This is a genomic window from Streptomyces sp. NPDC032161, from assembly GCF_040636995.1.
Classification (GTDB): domain Bacteria; phylum Actinomycetota; class Actinomycetes; order Streptomycetales; family Streptomycetaceae; genus Streptomyces.
In genome coordinates this window covers 780,768-796,000 of sequence record NZ_JBEZVN010000001.1, presented here as the reverse complement: position 1 = coordinate 796,000, position 15,233 = coordinate 780,768, and the positions used below count along the sequence as shown (strand labels likewise).

The following is a 15,233-nucleotide window of genomic DNA, read 5'->3' as shown; positions in this document are numbered from 1 at the left end:
CGTCCCGGGCCTCCGCGCCGGCCGGGGGCCGCGCGGTCGACCGCCGGATGTCAGTCGGATGCCATGAACGCGCCCAGGACGGCGGCCAGATGACCGGGATCGGCGGCCCCGCACAGTTCGCGCGCCGAATGCATGGACAGCCCGGGTACTCCGACGTCGACCGTCGTGACGCCCAGCCGGGCCGCGGTGAGCGGGCCGATGGACGTACCGCACGGCATCGCGTTGTTGGAGACGAACGGCTGCCACGGCGCGCCCGCCCGCTCGCACGCCGCCGCGAACACCGCCATGCCCGTGCTGTCGGTCGCGTACCGCTGGTTGACGTTGACCTTCACCGTCGGGCCGCCGTTGGGCAGCGGCTGATGACCCGGATCGTGCCGTTCCGCGTAGTTGGGGTGTACGGCGTGCGCCATGTCGGAGGACACGCAGAACGCGCCGGACAGGGCCCTGGCCCAGTCCTCCGAGCCGCCGCCGCGCGCGGTGACCGAACGGTTGAGCACCCGCTCCAGAAGCGGGCTCTGCGCGCCCGTCTCCGAACCGCTGCCGACCTCCTCGTGGTCGAACGCGGCCAGGACGGGGATGTACACGGGCTCGTCGGGCGCGGTCGCCGCGGCCGCCAGCGCCGTCACACCGGCGTGCACGGACACCAGGTTGTCCAGCCGCGCCGACACCACGAACTCCCGGTCCGCGCCCAGGTATCCGGGCGGCTGGACGTCGTGGAGCATCAGGTCCCAGCCGAGCACGTCCTCCCGGTCCGCCTCCACGGTCCGCGCGACCCGGCGCAGCAGCGCACCCTCCTCGGGCGCCCCGAGCGCCCACAGCGGGGCGAGATGGCGCTGCCGGTCGAGGGCCAGACCCTCGTTGACCGTGCGGTCCAGGTGGATGGCCAGCTGGGGCACCCGCAGCAGCGGTTCGTCGATCTGGACGAGCCGGGACTCGACCGTGCCGCCGGGCCCGCGCAGCGCCAGCCGCCCCGAGATGCCGAGATCGCGGTCGAGCCAGGTGTTCAACGGGACGCCGCCGTACACCTCCACGGCGACCTGCCGCCAGCCCGCCGTCCCGGTGTCGGGAGTGGGCTTGACCCGCAGGTTGGGCGAGTCGGTGTGCGTGCCGACGATCCGGAAGGGGGTGTGGGCGGGGGCGCCCTCGGGGACGTACCACGCGATCAGGGCACCGCCGCGGGTGACGAAGCAGCCGCCGGTCGTGCCCGTCCAGTCGTCCGTGCCGCGCAGCTCTCGGAAGCCGGCCTTCTCCAGGCGCTGGGCGGCGCAGGCCACCGCGTGATACGGGGAGGGGCTGGCCTTGATGAAGGACAGCAGGTCGTCGGCGTGGCTGCGGTGGGGAAGCGGCGTCATACGGCGTCCGCCTTTCCGGTGTTCGACGGTGAGGTGACAGTGCCCGGGCCGCGTCCGGCCGCTCGGTGCGGGTCGGGTGCGGTCCGGGGTGTGGGGGGTGGCGGCTGGGCTGCTGTTTTCCGGGACTTCTTCCGTTTCCGGGACTTCTTCCGGCTACGGGTTCCCGGCGAGGGCTCCCGGTTCCCCGCGACCGCGGAGCGCCGAGCACGTCGGGGCCCTCGACAACCCACCGCAGGGGCCCGGTACGGCGCAAGTCCCCGGCACGCCCCGCTGCGTGAAAGCGGCGGTGCCGGACCGGCCGCAGGGGAGCCCGGGACCGGGGCGTGCGAGGGCGCGCGGCGCCCGTACGGAGGGGGTTCGAGGGGGGTCCCGAAGGTCGGCGGGGGGCGCGCGTACCGGACGCGCGCCCCGGTGCCGGGCCGGGGGACCGGTCCCGCGTGGACCGCCGCGAAATTGGCTGAAACTTGCCGTACGTAATCGCTGGTGACGCCCACCCGTCATGGCCGGTTCGGGGGGTGGCACGGGACGGCGTCCCGCCGTCGGGCCCTCGTCACATGGGCCGTGTTCCGGCCGCGACCGGGGCCCACGGGTCGGCCCCGGGATCCTCCGGGCCCGCGGAGGGCCGTACGCACGCCGAACGCGTACGCCGGAACGCGCATGCCGGAACGCATGCAGCCGCGCACCCCGGAAAGCGCGCCGCCGCGCCCCCGGTCGTGGGGGCGTGCGCGCTCATGACCGGGGTACGCGGCGGTCGTGCTGCCGTACTTCCGTACCTTCGTGGTTCCGTGCCCGCACGTGGGGACGGCCCCTGTCGCGCGAACGTGGCACTCGGGCTCGTGGTGTCGCGTTCGCGCGACAGGGGCGTGCTCCTCCGCGTCCGGGCGCGTGTTCTTCCCGGGGCGTCAGGCGAGGCCGGGGCCTCGCACCGGAATGCTGGTGAACGTCGGCGCGGCGGCCGGCTCGGTGAAGAAGTCGTTGCCCTTGTCGTCGACGACGATGAACGCGGGGAAGTCCTCGACCTCGATCCGCCACACCGCCTCCATGCCGAGTTCCTCGTACTCGACGACCTCGACCTTCTTGATGCAGTCCTGCGCGAGGCGTGCCGCCGGGCCGCCGATCGAGCCGAGGTAGAAGCCGCCGTGCGCCTCGCAGGCGTCGGTGACCTGCTTGGAGCGGTTGCCCTTGGCGAGCATCACCTTGGAGCCGCCCGCCGCCTGGAACTGCGCGACGTAGCTGTCCATGCGGCCGGCCGTGGTCGGGCCGAAGGAGCCGGACGCGTACCCCTCGGGGGTCTTCGCCGGGCCCGCGTAGTAGACCGGGTGGTCCTTCAGGTACTGCGGCATCTCCTCGCCCGCGTCCAGCCGCTCCTTGATCTTGGCGTGCGCGATGTCGCGGGCCACGACCAGCGGACCGGTCAGCGAAAGCCGGGTCTTGACCGGGTACTTGGTCAGCTCGGCGAGGACCTCGTCCATCGGCCGGTTGAGGTCGATCTTCACGACGTCCCCGGACTCTTCCAGGTGCTCGTCGGTGGTGTCCGGCAGGAAGCGCGCCGGGTCCTTCTCCAGCTGCTCCAGGAAGACCCCCTCGGCGGTGATCTTCGCGACGGCCTGGCGGTCCGCCGAGCAGGACACGGCGATCGCGACCGGCAGCGACGCGCCGTGGCGGGGGAGGCGGACGACGCGTACGTCGTGGCAGAAGTACTTGCCGCCGAACTGGGCGCCGATGCCGATCTTCTGCGTCAGCTCGAAGACCTTCTCCTCCAGCTCCTTGTCCCGGAAGCCGTGGCCGGTGGGGGAGCCCTCGGTGGGCAGCTCGTCCAGGTAGTGCGCGGAGGCGTACTTCGCGGTCTTCAGCGCGAACTCGGCCGACGTGCCGCCGACGACGATCGCCAGGTGGTAGGGCGGGCAGGCGGCCGTGCCCAGTGAACGGATCTTCTCCTCCAGGAACTTCATCATGGAGGTCTCGTTCAGTACGGCCTTCGTCTCCTGGAACAGGAACGACTTGTTGGCCGAGCCGCCGCCCTTCGCCATGAAGAGGAACTTGTACGCGCCGCCGTCGGTGGCGTACAGCTCGATCTGCGCGGGCAGGTTGGAGCCGGTGTTCTTCTCCTCCCACATGGTGAGCGGAGCCATCTGCGAATAGCGGAGGTTGAGCTTGGTGTAGGCGTCGAAGACGCCGCGCGACAGCGCCTCCTCGTCACCGCCCTCGGTGAGCACGTTCTGCCCGCGCTTGCCCATGACGATCGCGGTGCCGGTGTCCTGGCACATCGGCAGGACGCCCGCGGCGGCGATGTTCGCGTTCTTCAGCAGGTCGAGCGCGACGAACTTGTCGTTCGACGACGCCTCGGGGTCGTCCACGATCCGCCGCAGCTGCGCGAGGTGGGCGGGGCGCAGGTAGTGCGAGATGTCGTGCATGGCCTCGGCGGCCAGGGTGCGCAGCGCCTCCGGGGAGACCTTGAGGAACGTACGGCCGTCGGCCTCGAAGGTGGAGACACCCTCGGAGGTCACCAGACGATAGGGCGTGGTGTCCTCTCCCAGGGGGAGCAGATCGGAGTACGCGAACTCTGGCATTACGGCCATTCCTCACTCGGCAGACGGCGGCTGGCCTCCCTCGGGCAGCGCATCCACCAGGGTAGAACCCCGTACGGGCACCGAAGCTGTGAGGTAAGGCTCAGTCCGGGCATCCGCCCGAGGGGGTTCGTCCGGACGCCTGCCCGAGAGGGCTCGTGCGGGTGTCCGTCCGGGAGGGGGCCGGCGCGGACGCGGCGTGGGTGAAACGGCTGTCGGCGGGGACGTCGCGGACGGCGCGCACGCGCTGTGGCCGACCAGGGGTTTCATGGATGTGGGCATGGACGCGACACGGCGGGGCGGAGCAAGGGGTAGTCGCGATCTATCGCGTTTCGGTACGCTGGGGCGGTGGACCTCGAAAAGCACCCCCAGAAGCCCGTAGCCCCGGCCGAGCCGGCCGGTATCCGCGCCTCCGACGCGGACCGTGACCGGATCGCGGACATCCTGCGCGAGGCCATGGCCGAGGGCCGGCTCACCGCCGAGGAACACTCCGAGCGGGTCGACGCGGTGTACCGCGCCAAGACCGTGGGTGAACTCGAACCGCTGGTGCGGGATCTGCCCGCGCCCGGCGGTGCCCGCCCGACCGTCGCCCCCGGCGTCCAGGGCCAGGAGGACGCGGCGGGTCCGGGCGGCCCGGCGGAGAGCCTCGTGGCGATCTTCAGCAGTTCCACCCGCAGGGGGCGCTGGCGGGTCGGCGGCCGTACGAACGCCTTCGCCTTCTTCGGCAGTGTGGAGATCGATCTGACGGAGGCGCTTTTCGGCCAGAGGCTCACGGTGATCAACGCGACCTCCGTCTTCGGCAGCGTCGACATCAGGGTCCCCGAGAACATCTCGCTGCGCGGCGGCGGCACCGGTGTCTTCGGCAGTTTCGAGGTCTCCACGCTGGAATCCGCCGATCCCGAGGCGCCCGTGGTCGTCGTCAACGGATATTCGGTGTTCGGCAGCGTCGACGCCAAGCCCAAGCGCGGGAAGTTCATCGAGGACCTCCAGGACCGGCTGCGCAAGCAGATGCGCAAACACCTGGGCTGAGGCGGCGGCGTGGGCCGTGCGGGAGGGGCCCGTTCGGAATGCCCGGAACTCCTCCCGGGCCCCGGTGCGGCCGCCTCCGAACCACCGCAGGCTGCCTCCAAGGCGCATCCGAGCGGCTCGCAAGGCGTTTCCAAGGCGCCTCCGAACCGGTTCCGGGTCGCCTTCGAGCCGCTTCCGGGCCGTTTCGGCGGCGCTCCGGAACCGAGGTTCGGATCGTCCTCGAAGCGCCTCGGAATCGCCTTCCTATCGCCTTGGAATCGCCTTCGAGATTCAGCCAAATCCCTGACCAGAGGCACTTGTGAGGCCCGGAACCGAGGGCCACTCAGTGCATAGGCGCACGCACAGCGGGTAGGGACTGCTGCATCGTCTTCTCGCTCCGAAGCCGTCGTCAGGAGTAGACCGTGCTGCAACTGCCGCATCAGCCCCTGCAGGTCGCCGCCGTTCCTCCCCAGCGCATTCCCGCTCGGGAGGACCAGGCCGGCCCCTGGCACTCGGAGGCGGTGTGCCGCCGCGACGAGGCCGGGCTGTTCTTCGCTCCGTCGAAGGAGCCGACCGCCGCCAGACTCGCGCGGGAGGAGTCCGCGAAGCGGGTCTGCGCGCGCTGCCCGGTGATGGTCGAGTGCCAGGAGCACGCGCTGATACAGCCGGAGCCGTACGGCGTGTGGGGCGGTCTCACCGCCGCCGAGCGCCGCGTGGTGCTCGCCCGGCGCAGGCGGCGCGAGATGGAGCTGAAGGCGTCGGCGGCGTCCACCGGGACGCCGAACCGCGTCGCCGCGGCGGGCTGACGGGCACACGGCCGTGCAACGCCGGCGAGCGGACGGCCGGGGAGCGAGCCCGTCCACGCGCGCGGGCACCCTCGTGCACGCGAAGAGGCGCCCCACCGCACAGTAGGGGCGCCTCTTCGCGTACGTCCCCTGCGTTCGGGAACGAGCCCACGGGCCGGACCCACCGGGTCCGCGGGGAAGGGGGTTACTTCGCGCGGTCGAAGTCGATCGCGCTGTAGGCGCGGAGCTTCGAGAGCCGGTGCGTCGAGTCGATCTTCCGGATGGTGCCGGACTTGGACCGCATGACGATCGACTCGGTGGTCGCCGTCTCCGCGCGGTACCGCACGCCGCGCATCAGCTCGCCGTCCGTGATGCCGGTCGCGACGAAGAACACGTTGTCGCCGCTGACCAGGTCGTCGGTGGACAGCACCCGGTCCAGGTCGTGCCCGGCGTCCAGGGCGCGCTGCCGCTCGGCCTCGTCCTTCGGCCAGAGCTTGCCCTGGATGACACCGCCGAGGCACTTTATGGCGCACGCCGAGATGATGCCCTCCGGCGTGCCGCCGATGCCCATCAGCAGGTCCACGCCGGTCCCCTCGCGGGCGGCCATGATCGAGCCCGCGACGTCGCCGTCGGAGATGAACTTGATGCGGGCGCCGGTCTCCCGGATCTCCTTGACGATGCCCTCGTGGCGCGGGCGGTCGAGAACGACGACGGTGACGTCCTCGGGGGAGGAGTTCTTCGCCTTCGCGACACGGCGGATGTTCACCGAGACGGGCGCGTTGATGTCGACGAAGTCGGCGGCCTCGGGTCCCGTGACCAGCTTGTCCATGTAGAAGACCGCGGACGGGTCGAACATGGTGCCGCGGTCGGCGGCGGCCAGCACGGCGATCGCGTTCGGCATGCCCTTGGCGTTGAGCGTCGTGCCGTCGATCGGGTCCACCGCGATGTCGACCTCGGGGCCCGTGCCGTCACCGACGCGCTCCCCGTTGAACAGCATGGGGGCTTCGTCCTTCTCGCCCTCGCCGATGACGACGACGCCGTTCATCGACACGGTGGAAACGAGGGTTCGCATGGCCTTCACGGCGGCCCCGTCGGCGCCGATCTTGTCCCCGCGGCCGACCCAGCGCCCCGCCGCCATGGCGGCGGCCTCGGTGACCCGGACCAGCTCCAGGGCGAGGTTGCGGTCGGGGGCCTCCGGGGAGACCTCGAGCTGGGACGGCAGATGATGCTCGGACATCGGAGCGCACCTTTCTGTACGGCGACGACCGGAAGAGGGTGCAATGACTCTATCGTCAGGTCGATAAAATGAGCAGACCGGGTCACTTTTGAGCGCTCGACCCGAGCGACGAGCCCGTCGTCTCTGATGCGACCATGGACCCGTGGCTAGCAAGCGAGGCAAGCAGACGGTGCGGGGGATGTTCCTGTCGATGGCGGTGGCCACCGGCACGGCAGCGCTCGTTTACATCTTCGTTCCGCATGACGAGAACGCCAACCCGGTCAAGGCGATCGACTACCGGGTGGAGCTGGTGACGGCGCGGCGTGCGGCGCCGTACCCGGTGGCCGCCCCGGACGGGCTCGCCAAGGACTGGAAGCCGACCTCGGTCAGCTACGACCGCGAGAACGGCGACAGCTGGCACCTGGGTTTCCTCGACCCGGACGGTAAGTACGTCGCGGTGGAGCAGTCCACCTCCCTGGCGGAGAAGTACGTGACCGAGGTCAGCCAGAACGCCAGGAACACCGGACGCACCCGGCAGGTCGCCGGTGAGACGTGGCAGCACTGGAAGGGCGACAAGTACGACGCCCTCGTGCTCCGGGGCAAGGACGCGACCACGGTGGTGACGGGGTCCGCCCCGACGGAGCGGCTGGCGGAGATGGCCGCCGCGCTCAAGGAGTCCTGACTCGCCGCGATCCCCTGACCCGCCGGATTCCCGACCCGCCGGCTCCCTGATCGGTCAGGATTTCGCACCTGCCGGGATTTCCGGCGCGTCGCCCCCGGGCATCCCGGCGCACGGAGTGCTCGGGGCGCGCCCGGGCCGCGCTCCCGGCCCACGGGGCGCTCAGGGGGCCCCGGGGCGCGTTGCGGCGCATGGAAGAGGCCCCGGATCGGCAGCGAGCGGCGCTGCTCCGGGGCCTTCTTCCTGTCCGCGTCGCGCGATCAGACGGTCGTGACGACCTCGTCGTAGGAGAGGCGCGGCAGACGCGGGAACCAGGCGTCCTCGCCCGGCTTGCCGATGTTGACGACCATCAGCACGTTGTGGTCGCCGTCCAGGAACTCCTTCTCGATGCCCGCGGCGTCGTAGCCGGTCATCGGGCCGGCGGCCAGACCGGCGGCGCGGACGCCCAGGATGAAGTACGCGGCCTGCAGCGAGCCGTTGAGCGCGGCGGACGACTCGCGGACTGGGCGCTCGGAGAAGAAGGCGTCCTTGGCCTGCGGGAAGTGCGGCAGCAGGGCCGGAAGCTCCTCGTGGAACTCGTTGTCCGTGGCCAGGATCGCGACCAGCGGGGCGGTGGAGGTCTTCGGCTGGTTGCCCTCGGCCATGTGCTTCACGAGGCGCGCGCGGGCGTCGTCGGAGCGGACCAGGACGACGCGCAGCGGCGACTGGTTGAACGCGGTGGGGCCGTACTTGACCAGGTCGTAGATCGCCTGGACCTGCTCATCGGTGACCGGCTCGTCGGTGAAGGTGTTGGCGGTACGGGCCTCACGGAAGAGGAGGTCCTGCGCGGCGGGGTCGAGAACGAGGGACATGGTGCGGTAATGCCTTCCGGGTTGTGCGCGTGGTTCGTGCAACGCGGAACACCGTAGGGCAGAAGTGCATTAACTTTCAACTAAACCCGGAGGGGAGTGATCCGTTCCACAGGACACAGGCAACGTCCGTGGGACGGGTCACGGTGTCCGGGCCGGGCAGGGCGGCGTCGGTGCGGGCATCCGGGGGTCCGTGGCGGCCCGGACATCCTCGGTCGGCCCCGGATGTCCTCGGCCGTCGTCGGACACCGGAGCTCAGTCGTCGTCGCCCGCCGCGCCGTCCCGTAGGGGCGTGTCGTCGGTCTGCTGAGGGCCGGTCGGCCCGGCCAGGGCCGCGTCCAGTCGCGCGCGTGCGCCCTCCAGCCAGTGCCGGCACACCTTCGCCAGCTCCTCGCCCCGCTCCCAGAGAGCGAGGGACTCCTCCAGCGTCGTACCGCCCGCCTCCAGGCGGCGTACCACCTCGATCAGCTCGTCACGGGCCTGCTCGTATCCGAGCGTGCCCGTGGCACCGGCCGTCGCGGCCCCGTCGTCCGTCATATGCCCCACCCTACGTTCCGGCCCGCCTCGGGCCTTCGACCTCGTCGTCCGTCATCGCCGCCGTCCGCGCACCGTGCCGAGGGCGTGCGGCGCTCTCCCGCCCGTCGTGGTGCGGGCCCGCGTGGCGTGGTCCCTCGTGGCGTGGCACGGCCGGGGCTCACTCGGCCACCCGCACCGCGAACTCGCCTCCCGACACCCGCGCCCGGAGCACCTCACCCACCGGTCCCGCGTCCTCGGGGGCCCGCACCACGTGGCCGTCCGCACGCTGCAGCACCGCGTATCCGCGCTCCAGGGTCGCCGCGGGGGACAGCGCGACCACACGCGCCCGGGTGTGGGCGAGCTCCGAGTCCGCCCGGTCCAGCAGATGCCCCAGCACCCGTCGGCTCCGTCCGGCCAGGGCGTCGATCTCCGACTCCCGTTCGTCCACCATCCGCTGCGGGTGCTCCATCGACGGTCTGGCCAGCGCGTACGCCAGCCCCCGCTCCTCCCGGTCCAGCAGCCCCCGGACCGACCGCAACGCCCGGTCCCGCAGCTGCCGCACCCGGTCCAGCTCCTCGCCCACATCGGGCACGATCTTCTTCGCCGCGTCCGTCGGCGTCGAGGCGCGCAGGTCCGCGACCAGGTCGAGCAGCGGGGAATCCGGCTCATGACCGATCGCGGACACCACCGGCGTACGGCACGCGGCGACCGTACGGATCAGCTGCTCGTCCGAGAACGGCAACAGGTCCTCCACGCTGCCGCCGCCCCGGGCCACGACGATCACGTCGACATCCGGGAGGTCGTCCAGCTCCTTCACGGCCTGGACCACCTGATTGACCGCGTGCACCCCCTGCACCGCCGTGTTCCGTACCTCGAACCGCACAGCGGGCCAACGACGGCGGGCGTTCTCCAGCACATCGCGCTCGGCAGCGGAGGCCCGCCCGCAGACCAGCCCGATCAGCTGGGGCAGGAACGGCAGCGGCTTCTTCCGGTCGAGCGCGAAGATCCCCTCGGCGGCCAGCGACTTCCTCAGCTGTTCGAGCCTGACCAGCAGCTCACCGACGCCGACCGGCCGTATCTCCGTGGCCCGCAGCGACAGCTGCCCACGGGGCGCGTACCACTCGGGCTTCGCGAGGACGACGACCCGCGCCCCCTCCGTCACCACGTCGGCGATCCGGTCGAAGACCTGGCGGAAGCACGTCACGCCCACCGAGACGTCCCGCGAGGGGTCGCGCAGCGTCAGGAAGACCACACCGGCGCCGGGCCGCCGTGACAGCTGGGTGATCTGTCCTTCGACCCAGACCGCCCCGAGCCGGTCGATCCAGCCACCGATGAGCCGCGACACCTCGCCGACGGGCAGCGGAGCTTCGGCGGACGTTTGGAGAGCCATGCGAGTGAGCGTATCCGCCGGCGCCGACAATCGGCCGCCCGCGAACCGGCCACGCCGTCACCGTCCCCCACCTCGCCCCCGCTCCGCCCGGGTGCCGCACCGCGCGTCCGCCGGAACGCACAGCCGTGGGGGCGCACATCCGCCGGGACGTACAGGCGTTGGGAGCGGGGCGTACGGCTCCGTCACGCCGGTCGCCGCCCCCACTGCACCGCCAGCACCACCAACCCCACTCCCAGCCAGCACACCCCCACCACCTGGGCGCTCGCGGTCGCCGCCCTGATCACCGCGAGCAGCACCCCCGCACCCACCACCGGCACCAGCACATGCCGCCACCAGCTCGGCGGCCCCGCCATCCGGCGTACGGCGAACCAGCCGACCACCGACGCGTGCAGCAGGACGAACGCCGTCAGCGCCCCGATGTCGACGACCGACACCAGATGGTCGAGACCGTCGGGGCGCCGGGCCGCCCACACGGCGGCCACCAGCGTGATCGCAGCCGCCAGCAGGATCGCGAACCGCGGTACTCCCGACCGCGGATCGACCCTGGACAGCAGCGACGGCAGCCGCCGCTCCCTGGCCATCGCGAACACCAGACGTCCCGCGGCCGCCTGCCCCGCCAGCGCCGCGAAGGCCGCTCCGACCGCCTTGCTGATCGCCACCAGATCGTGCAGCCAGGTCCCGACCGACGCGTCCACCGTGTCGTAGAACGCCGATCCCTGCGCGGCCGGATCGCTGGCCAGTTCCGCCGACGTCATCGGCTCCAGCAGCGCCGCCAGGTACCCCTGCGCCACGAACAGCGTGCCCGCGAGCACCAGGCAGAACAGCACCGCCCGCGCCACCTTCGCCGAGCCGCCCGTCACCTCCTCGGCGAACGAGGCGATCGCGTCGAAGCCCAGGTACGACAGCACCGCGACCGACACCGCGCCCAGCACCGCCGACAGGGCGAAACCGGAGTCGCCCGTGAACGGGGTCAGCCACCCGCGCTGCGCCCCGCTCCGCAGGAGCACCGCCACCGCCGACACCAGGAACACCAGCAGTACCGAGATCTCCATCATCAGGACCGCGAACCCGACCCGGGCGGCGGCCCGTACGCCCCACAGATTGAGCAGCGTGGTCACGACGACGGCGAGCGCCGTCCACACCCATCGCGACACCGACGGCACGAGCGCGTTCAGCGCGATCCCGGAGAAGAGGTAGGCGACGGCCGGGATCAGGAGGTAGTCGAGCATCGCCATCCACCCCGCGACGAACCCCGCTCCCTCCCCGAGCCCCTTGCGCGCGTAGGCGAAGACCGAACCCGCCAGCGGGGCGACGCGCACCATCTGGGCGTAGCTGAAGGCCGTGAACGCCATCACGACCGTCGCCGCGACGTAGACCAGCGCGACCGCGCCGCCCGATTTCGCGTCGAGCGTCCCGAACACCCCGACGGGCGCCATCGGCGCGATGAAGAGGAGCCCGTAGACCACCAGATCCCGGAATCCGAGCGTCCGCCGCAGTCGGCCCGGCTCCTGGTGCGCGCCCTTCACCTCAGTGCCGACGCCGCCGCTGCCCCCGCCGTCGCCGCTGCCGCCTCCGGTCCCCGACATGAGCCCTCCGTCGATCGCGTACGCACCAGATCGCGTACGCATCAGTCTGGCGACCCCGTCGATCTTCCGCCCGTCCGGCGCGGCCTTACGATGGGGCCCATGACTGCTCCGACACCCCGCCGCGTCCTGCTCGCCGCTCCCCGTGGCTACTGCGCGGGCGTGGACCGTGCCGTGATCGCCGTGGAGAAGGCCCTGGAGCAGTACGGCTCCCCGGTCTACGTACGCCACGAGATCGTCCACAACAAGTACGTCGTACAGACCCTGGAGAAGAAGGGCGCGATCTTCGTCGAGGAGACGGCGGAGGTCCCCGAGGGCTCGATCGTGATGTTCTCCGCGCACGGTGTCGCGCCGACCGTGCACCAGGAGGCGGCCGAGCGGAAGCTCGCCACGATCGACGCGACCTGCCCCCTGGTCACCAAGGTCCACAAGGAGGCCGTCCGCTTCGCGCAGCAGGACTTCGACATCCTCCTGATCGGCCACGAGGGCCACGAGGAGGTCATCGGCACCTCCGGCGAGGCCCCCGACCACATCACGCTGGTCGACGGCCCCGAGGACGTCGCGAACGTCGAGGTGCGCGACCCGTCGAAGGTCGTGTGGCTCTCCCAGACCACGCTGTCCGTCGACGAGACGATGGAGACGGTCGGCGCGCTCAAGGAGAAGTTCCCGCTCCTGATCTCGCCGCCCAGCGACGACATCTGCTACGCCACGCAGAACCGGCAGACCGCGGTGAAGCAGATGGGCGCGGACGCCGACCTCGTGATCGTCGTCGGCTCCAAGAACTCCTCGAACTCGGTCCGCCTAGTCGAGGTCGCCCTCGGCGCCGGTGCCGGCGACGCCCACCTGGTCGACTTCGCCGACGAGATCGACGAGGCGTGGCTGGAGGGCGTCTCCACGGTCGGCGTCACCTCGGGCGCGTCCGTTCCCGAGGTGCTGGTCGACGGCGTCCTGGAGTGGCTGTCGCGGCGCGGCTTCGAGGACGTGGAGATCGTGAAGGCGGCCGAGGAGTCCATCACGTTCTCGCTGCCGAAGGAACTCCGCCGCGACCTGCGGGCCGAGGCCGCCGAGCTGGTCGAGGGGAAGTAGCTCCGACCGGAGCCGGGAGCCGGCGAAGCCACCGAAGCGGCGGAACGACCGATGCGGTCGGACCCGCCGAAGCGCTGGAGCCACCGAAGCGCTGGAGCCACCGAAGCGCTGGAGCCACCGACGAGGACGGGTTCGCAGAAGCGCTCGGAACCGCCGGAACCGCCGGAGCCGCTACAGCCGCCCTGCGTCTGTAGCGGCTCCGGCGGTTCCGCGCTCCGGGAAGTGGGCCGGGCCGCCTGCCCGTACCGTGGATTCCATGGAGATCTTCGGCGTGGACATCGGCGGATCCGGGATCAAGGGCGCTCCCGTTGACCTGGAGCGCGGAGACCTGGCGCAGGAGCGCTACAAAGTACTCACACCGCACCCGGCCACGCCCAAGGACGTGGCCGACCACGTGGCCGAGGTGGTCGGCCACTTCGACTGGTCGGGGCCGGTGGGCATCACGTTCCCCGGCGTCGTCACCGACGGGTGCACCCGCTCTGCGGCCAACGTCGACAAGAGCTGGATCGACGCGGAGGCCCGCCGGATCCTGAGCGACCGGCTCGGCCTGCCCGTCACCCTCCTGAACGACGCCGACGCCGCGGGCATCGCGGAGATGGCGTTCGGCGCGGGGCGGGGCCGCAGGGGAACCGTGATCATGCTGACGTTCGGTACGGGGATCGGCAGCGCCCTGTTCACCGACGGCAGGCTCGTCCCCAACACGGAGCTGGGCCACTTGGAGCTGGAGGGCCGCGACGCGGAGACGCACGCCTCCACCAAGGCCAAGGAGGACGAGGACCTCGGCTGGCACCACTGGGCGCGCAGGGTGCAGAAGTACCTGATGCACGTGGAGATGCTGTTCTCGCCCGAGCTCTTCATCATCGGCGGCGGGGTCAGCCGCAAGGCCGACAAGTTCCTGCCGCTGGTCGAACACGTCCGGGCCGAGATGGTGCCGGCGGAGCTGCAGAACAACGCGGGCATCGTGGGCGCGGCGATGGCGGCGTCGGACAGGACGTAGATTGGGCTGGGCGTAGATCGGGCTGGGCGTAGATCGGACAGGGCATATGTCGGACAGGGCGTAGAGGCGCGGAAGCCGGAAGGGCAGCGGGGGGCGGGCGAGGGGCCGGGCGTACGGTGCCCGCCCGCCGGGCGGCCGTGCACGAGCCGTGAGCCGTACGCAAGCGCCCCCGCAGGCGTACACCCTGTGTGCATACGCCCCGGCGAGGAGCGCGCACCGACCTCCGAGCGCGCCCCCCGAGCCCGGCTCGGGAGCTCCGCCCCGGCCTCGGGGGCCCGAGGTCCCGGCCCCGGCAACGGCCTGAGGGACTCCGCACCGGCCAGGGGCGTGGTCAGCGCCGGGGGCGGCGCGTCTCCCTCGGGTCGCGGGGCGCCTGCGCGGCGGACATCTCCCGGCGCTGCCGTTGCCGCAGGCGCATCATCCGTACCTTCCGCACGGTCGCGATGAGCCCGGCGACGAGCGTGCCGCCGTACAACCAGCCCGCGTGCACGGCGAGGGCGGTGACGAGCGCCATGGTCTGACCGGCGAAACCTCCGTCACCGCCGGAGATCGGGATGATCCCGACGGCGAACGCGATCGGCACGATGATCGGGGCGGTCACCAGGTCGGCGGGCCGCACCCACAGCGCGGTCAGCGCGCTGACCGGCAGGAACAGCACGCCGTACACGGTCGCCGAGCCGTCGAACAGCAGCGAGTCGAGGCACGCCAGCACGAACATGACGGCGGCGGCGAAGAGACCCGCGCCGATGCCGGTCAGCCGGGGATTGGGCAGCCTGCGGAGCGCGAGAACGACGGGCGGCACCGGCCGGGACCGGCCACCCGGCTTCGCGTCCACCACCCGGTAGACGGATTCGGCTTCGTCGATGGTGCCCTGCGGGGACAGCGGGGCCTGCTGGGACCGGCCGCGCTGCGGGCGCTGCGGGGGACGTGTTCTGGGCTGCTCCACCGTGACAACGTAGGTCGCCGGACGGCAGGAAGCGGGTGCGGGACACGCGCTTTGGGTGACGTCGGGGGTGAGTTCGATGCCACACGGCCGAACGGGAACCGGGCCGCTCTTGACCGAACCGGGCCCGCTCCCGGCCCGAACGGCCGGCTTCGCGCCGGCTTCCCGCCGGTTTCGCATCGGATTCCACGGCCCTCGGAACGCGGGGCCGCGCCTACGGGAGGTCCTGGGCGGTCGGTGCCTGCGGGGGACCGCTGCCGGGG

The 15,233-nt window shown here is 71.8% G+C and carries 13 protein-coding genes; 5 read left to right on the top strand and 8 right to left on the bottom strand.

From position 1 onward, the window contains the following. Nucleotides 1–50: 50 nt before the first annotated feature. Entirely contained in the window at nucleotides 51–1,352 is a 1,302-nt protein-coding gene (locus tag AB0E67_RS03310; protein WP_362020252.1) for a M18 family aminopeptidase, read from the bottom strand. Nucleotides 1,353–2,254: 902 nt separating this feature from the next. Beyond that, the gene (locus AB0E67_RS03305; RefSeq protein ID WP_362020249.1) at nucleotides 2,255–3,931 is read right to left on the bottom strand and encodes a fumarate hydratase; all 1,677 of its coding nucleotides are present in this window, start codon (nucleotides 3,929–3,931) and stop codon (nucleotides 2,255–2,257) included. Nucleotides 3,932–4,267: 336 nt separating this feature from the next. On the opposite strand from AB0E67_RS03305, the gene AB0E67_RS03300 reads away from it, so the two are divergent. Beyond that, nucleotides 4,268–4,948, top strand: coding sequence for a DUF1707 domain-containing protein (locus AB0E67_RS03300; protein ID WP_073781738.1), 681 nt, complete (start codon nucleotides 4,268–4,270; stop codon nucleotides 4,946–4,948). A gap of 401 nt (nucleotides 4,949–5,349) precedes the next feature. Next, on the top strand, nucleotides 5,350–5,733 hold the full coding sequence (locus tag AB0E67_RS03295; RefSeq protein ID WP_362020246.1) for a WhiB family transcriptional regulator: 384 nt from the start codon (nucleotides 5,350–5,352) through the stop codon (nucleotides 5,731–5,733). Between the two features lie 184 nt (nucleotides 5,734–5,917). Here the strand turns inward: AB0E67_RS03295 and glpX are convergent, their stop codons facing one another. Further along, nucleotides 5,918–6,949, bottom strand: a complete 1,032-nt coding sequence (gene glpX / locus AB0E67_RS03290) for a class II fructose-bisphosphatase (RefSeq protein WP_351518387.1) — start codon at nucleotides 6,947–6,949, stop codon at nucleotides 5,918–5,920. Nucleotides 6,950–7,091: 142 nt separating this feature from the next. On the opposite strand from glpX, the gene AB0E67_RS03285 reads away from it, so the two are divergent. After that, the gene (locus tag AB0E67_RS03285; RefSeq protein ID WP_362020243.1) at nucleotides 7,092–7,610 is read left to right on the top strand and encodes a DUF4245 domain-containing protein; all 519 of its coding nucleotides are present in this window, start codon (nucleotides 7,092–7,094) and stop codon (nucleotides 7,608–7,610) included. A 257-nt stretch (nucleotides 7,611–7,867) separates the two neighbouring features. Here the strand turns inward: AB0E67_RS03285 and AB0E67_RS03280 are convergent, their stop codons facing one another. The 4 genes from AB0E67_RS03280 to AB0E67_RS03265 form a co-directional block, all read right to left on the bottom strand. Continuing rightward, a complete protein-coding gene (locus AB0E67_RS03280) occupies nucleotides 7,868–8,458 on the bottom strand; it encodes a malonic semialdehyde reductase (protein ID WP_362020240.1) in 591 nt (196 codons plus the stop codon). 252 nt (nucleotides 8,459–8,710) lie between these two features. Further along, on the bottom strand, nucleotides 8,711–8,992 hold the full coding sequence (locus AB0E67_RS03275; protein ID WP_362020237.1) for an exodeoxyribonuclease VII small subunit: 282 nt from the start codon (nucleotides 8,990–8,992) through the stop codon (nucleotides 8,711–8,713). Nucleotides 8,993–9,149: 157 nt separating this feature from the next. Next, a complete protein-coding gene (gene xseA / locus AB0E67_RS03270; protein WP_362020234.1) occupies nucleotides 9,150–10,361 on the bottom strand; it encodes an exodeoxyribonuclease VII large subunit in 1,212 nt (403 codons plus the stop codon). Between the two features lie 182 nt (nucleotides 10,362–10,543). Then, nucleotides 10,544–11,947, bottom strand: a complete 1,404-nt coding sequence (locus AB0E67_RS03265) for an APC family permease (RefSeq protein ID WP_362020231.1) — start codon at nucleotides 11,945–11,947, stop codon at nucleotides 10,544–10,546. Between the two features lie 90 nt (nucleotides 11,948–12,037). Between AB0E67_RS03265 and AB0E67_RS03260 the strand changes: the two genes are divergently transcribed. Then, nucleotides 12,038–13,030 carry a 4-hydroxy-3-methylbut-2-enyl diphosphate reductase gene (locus tag AB0E67_RS03260; RefSeq protein WP_362020228.1) on the top strand — a complete coding sequence of 331 codons (993 nt, stop codon included), beginning with the start codon at nucleotides 12,038–12,040 and terminating at the stop codon, nucleotides 13,028–13,030. Nucleotides 13,031–13,286: 256 nt separating this feature from the next. Then, entirely contained in the window at nucleotides 13,287–14,027 is a 741-nt protein-coding gene (ppgK, locus tag AB0E67_RS03255) for a polyphosphate--glucose phosphotransferase (protein WP_362020225.1), read from the top strand. A gap of 331 nt (nucleotides 14,028–14,358) precedes the next feature. Here ppgK and AB0E67_RS03250 read toward each other — a convergent pair whose 3' ends face one another. Further along, on the bottom strand, nucleotides 14,359–14,973 hold the full coding sequence (locus AB0E67_RS03250) for a DUF6542 domain-containing protein (protein WP_362020222.1): 615 nt from the start codon (nucleotides 14,971–14,973) through the stop codon (nucleotides 14,359–14,361). Between the last annotated feature and the right edge of the window lie 260 nt (nucleotides 14,974–15,233).

What these genes read in the sequence shown, in the direction of transcription:
- AB0E67_RS03310 (WP_362020252.1), bottom strand. Translation starts at nt 1,352, where the DNA reads ATGACGCCGCTTCCCCACCGCAGCCACGCCGACGACCTGCTGTCCTTC.
- AB0E67_RS03305 (WP_362020249.1), bottom strand. Translation starts at nt 3,931, where the DNA reads ATGGCCGTAATGCCAGAGTTCGCGTACTCCGATCTGCTCCCCCTGGGA.
- glpX (WP_351518387.1), bottom strand. Translation starts at nt 6,949, where the DNA reads ATGTCCGAGCATCATCTGCCGTCCCAGCTCGAGGTCTCCCCGGAGGCC.
- AB0E67_RS03280 (WP_362020240.1), bottom strand. Translation starts at nt 8,458, where the DNA reads ATGTCCCTCGTTCTCGACCCCGCCGCGCAGGACCTCCTCTTCCGTGAG.
- AB0E67_RS03275 (WP_362020237.1), bottom strand. Translation starts at nt 8,992, where the DNA reads ATGACGGACGACGGGGCCGCGACGGCCGGTGCCACGGGCACGCTCGGA.
- xseA (WP_362020234.1), bottom strand. Translation starts at nt 10,361, where the DNA reads ATGGCTCTCCAAACGTCCGCCGAAGCTCCGCTGCCCGTCGGCGAGGTG.
- AB0E67_RS03265 (WP_362020231.1), bottom strand. Translation starts at nt 11,947, where the DNA reads ATGTCGGGGACCGGAGGCGGCAGCGGCGACGGCGGGGGCAGCGGCGGC.
- AB0E67_RS03260 (WP_362020228.1), top strand. Translation starts at nt 12,038, where the DNA reads ATGGGGCCCATGACTGCTCCGACACCCCGCCGCGTCCTGCTCGCCGCT.
- ppgK (WP_362020225.1), top strand. Translation starts at nt 13,287, where the DNA reads ATGGAGATCTTCGGCGTGGACATCGGCGGATCCGGGATCAAGGGCGCT.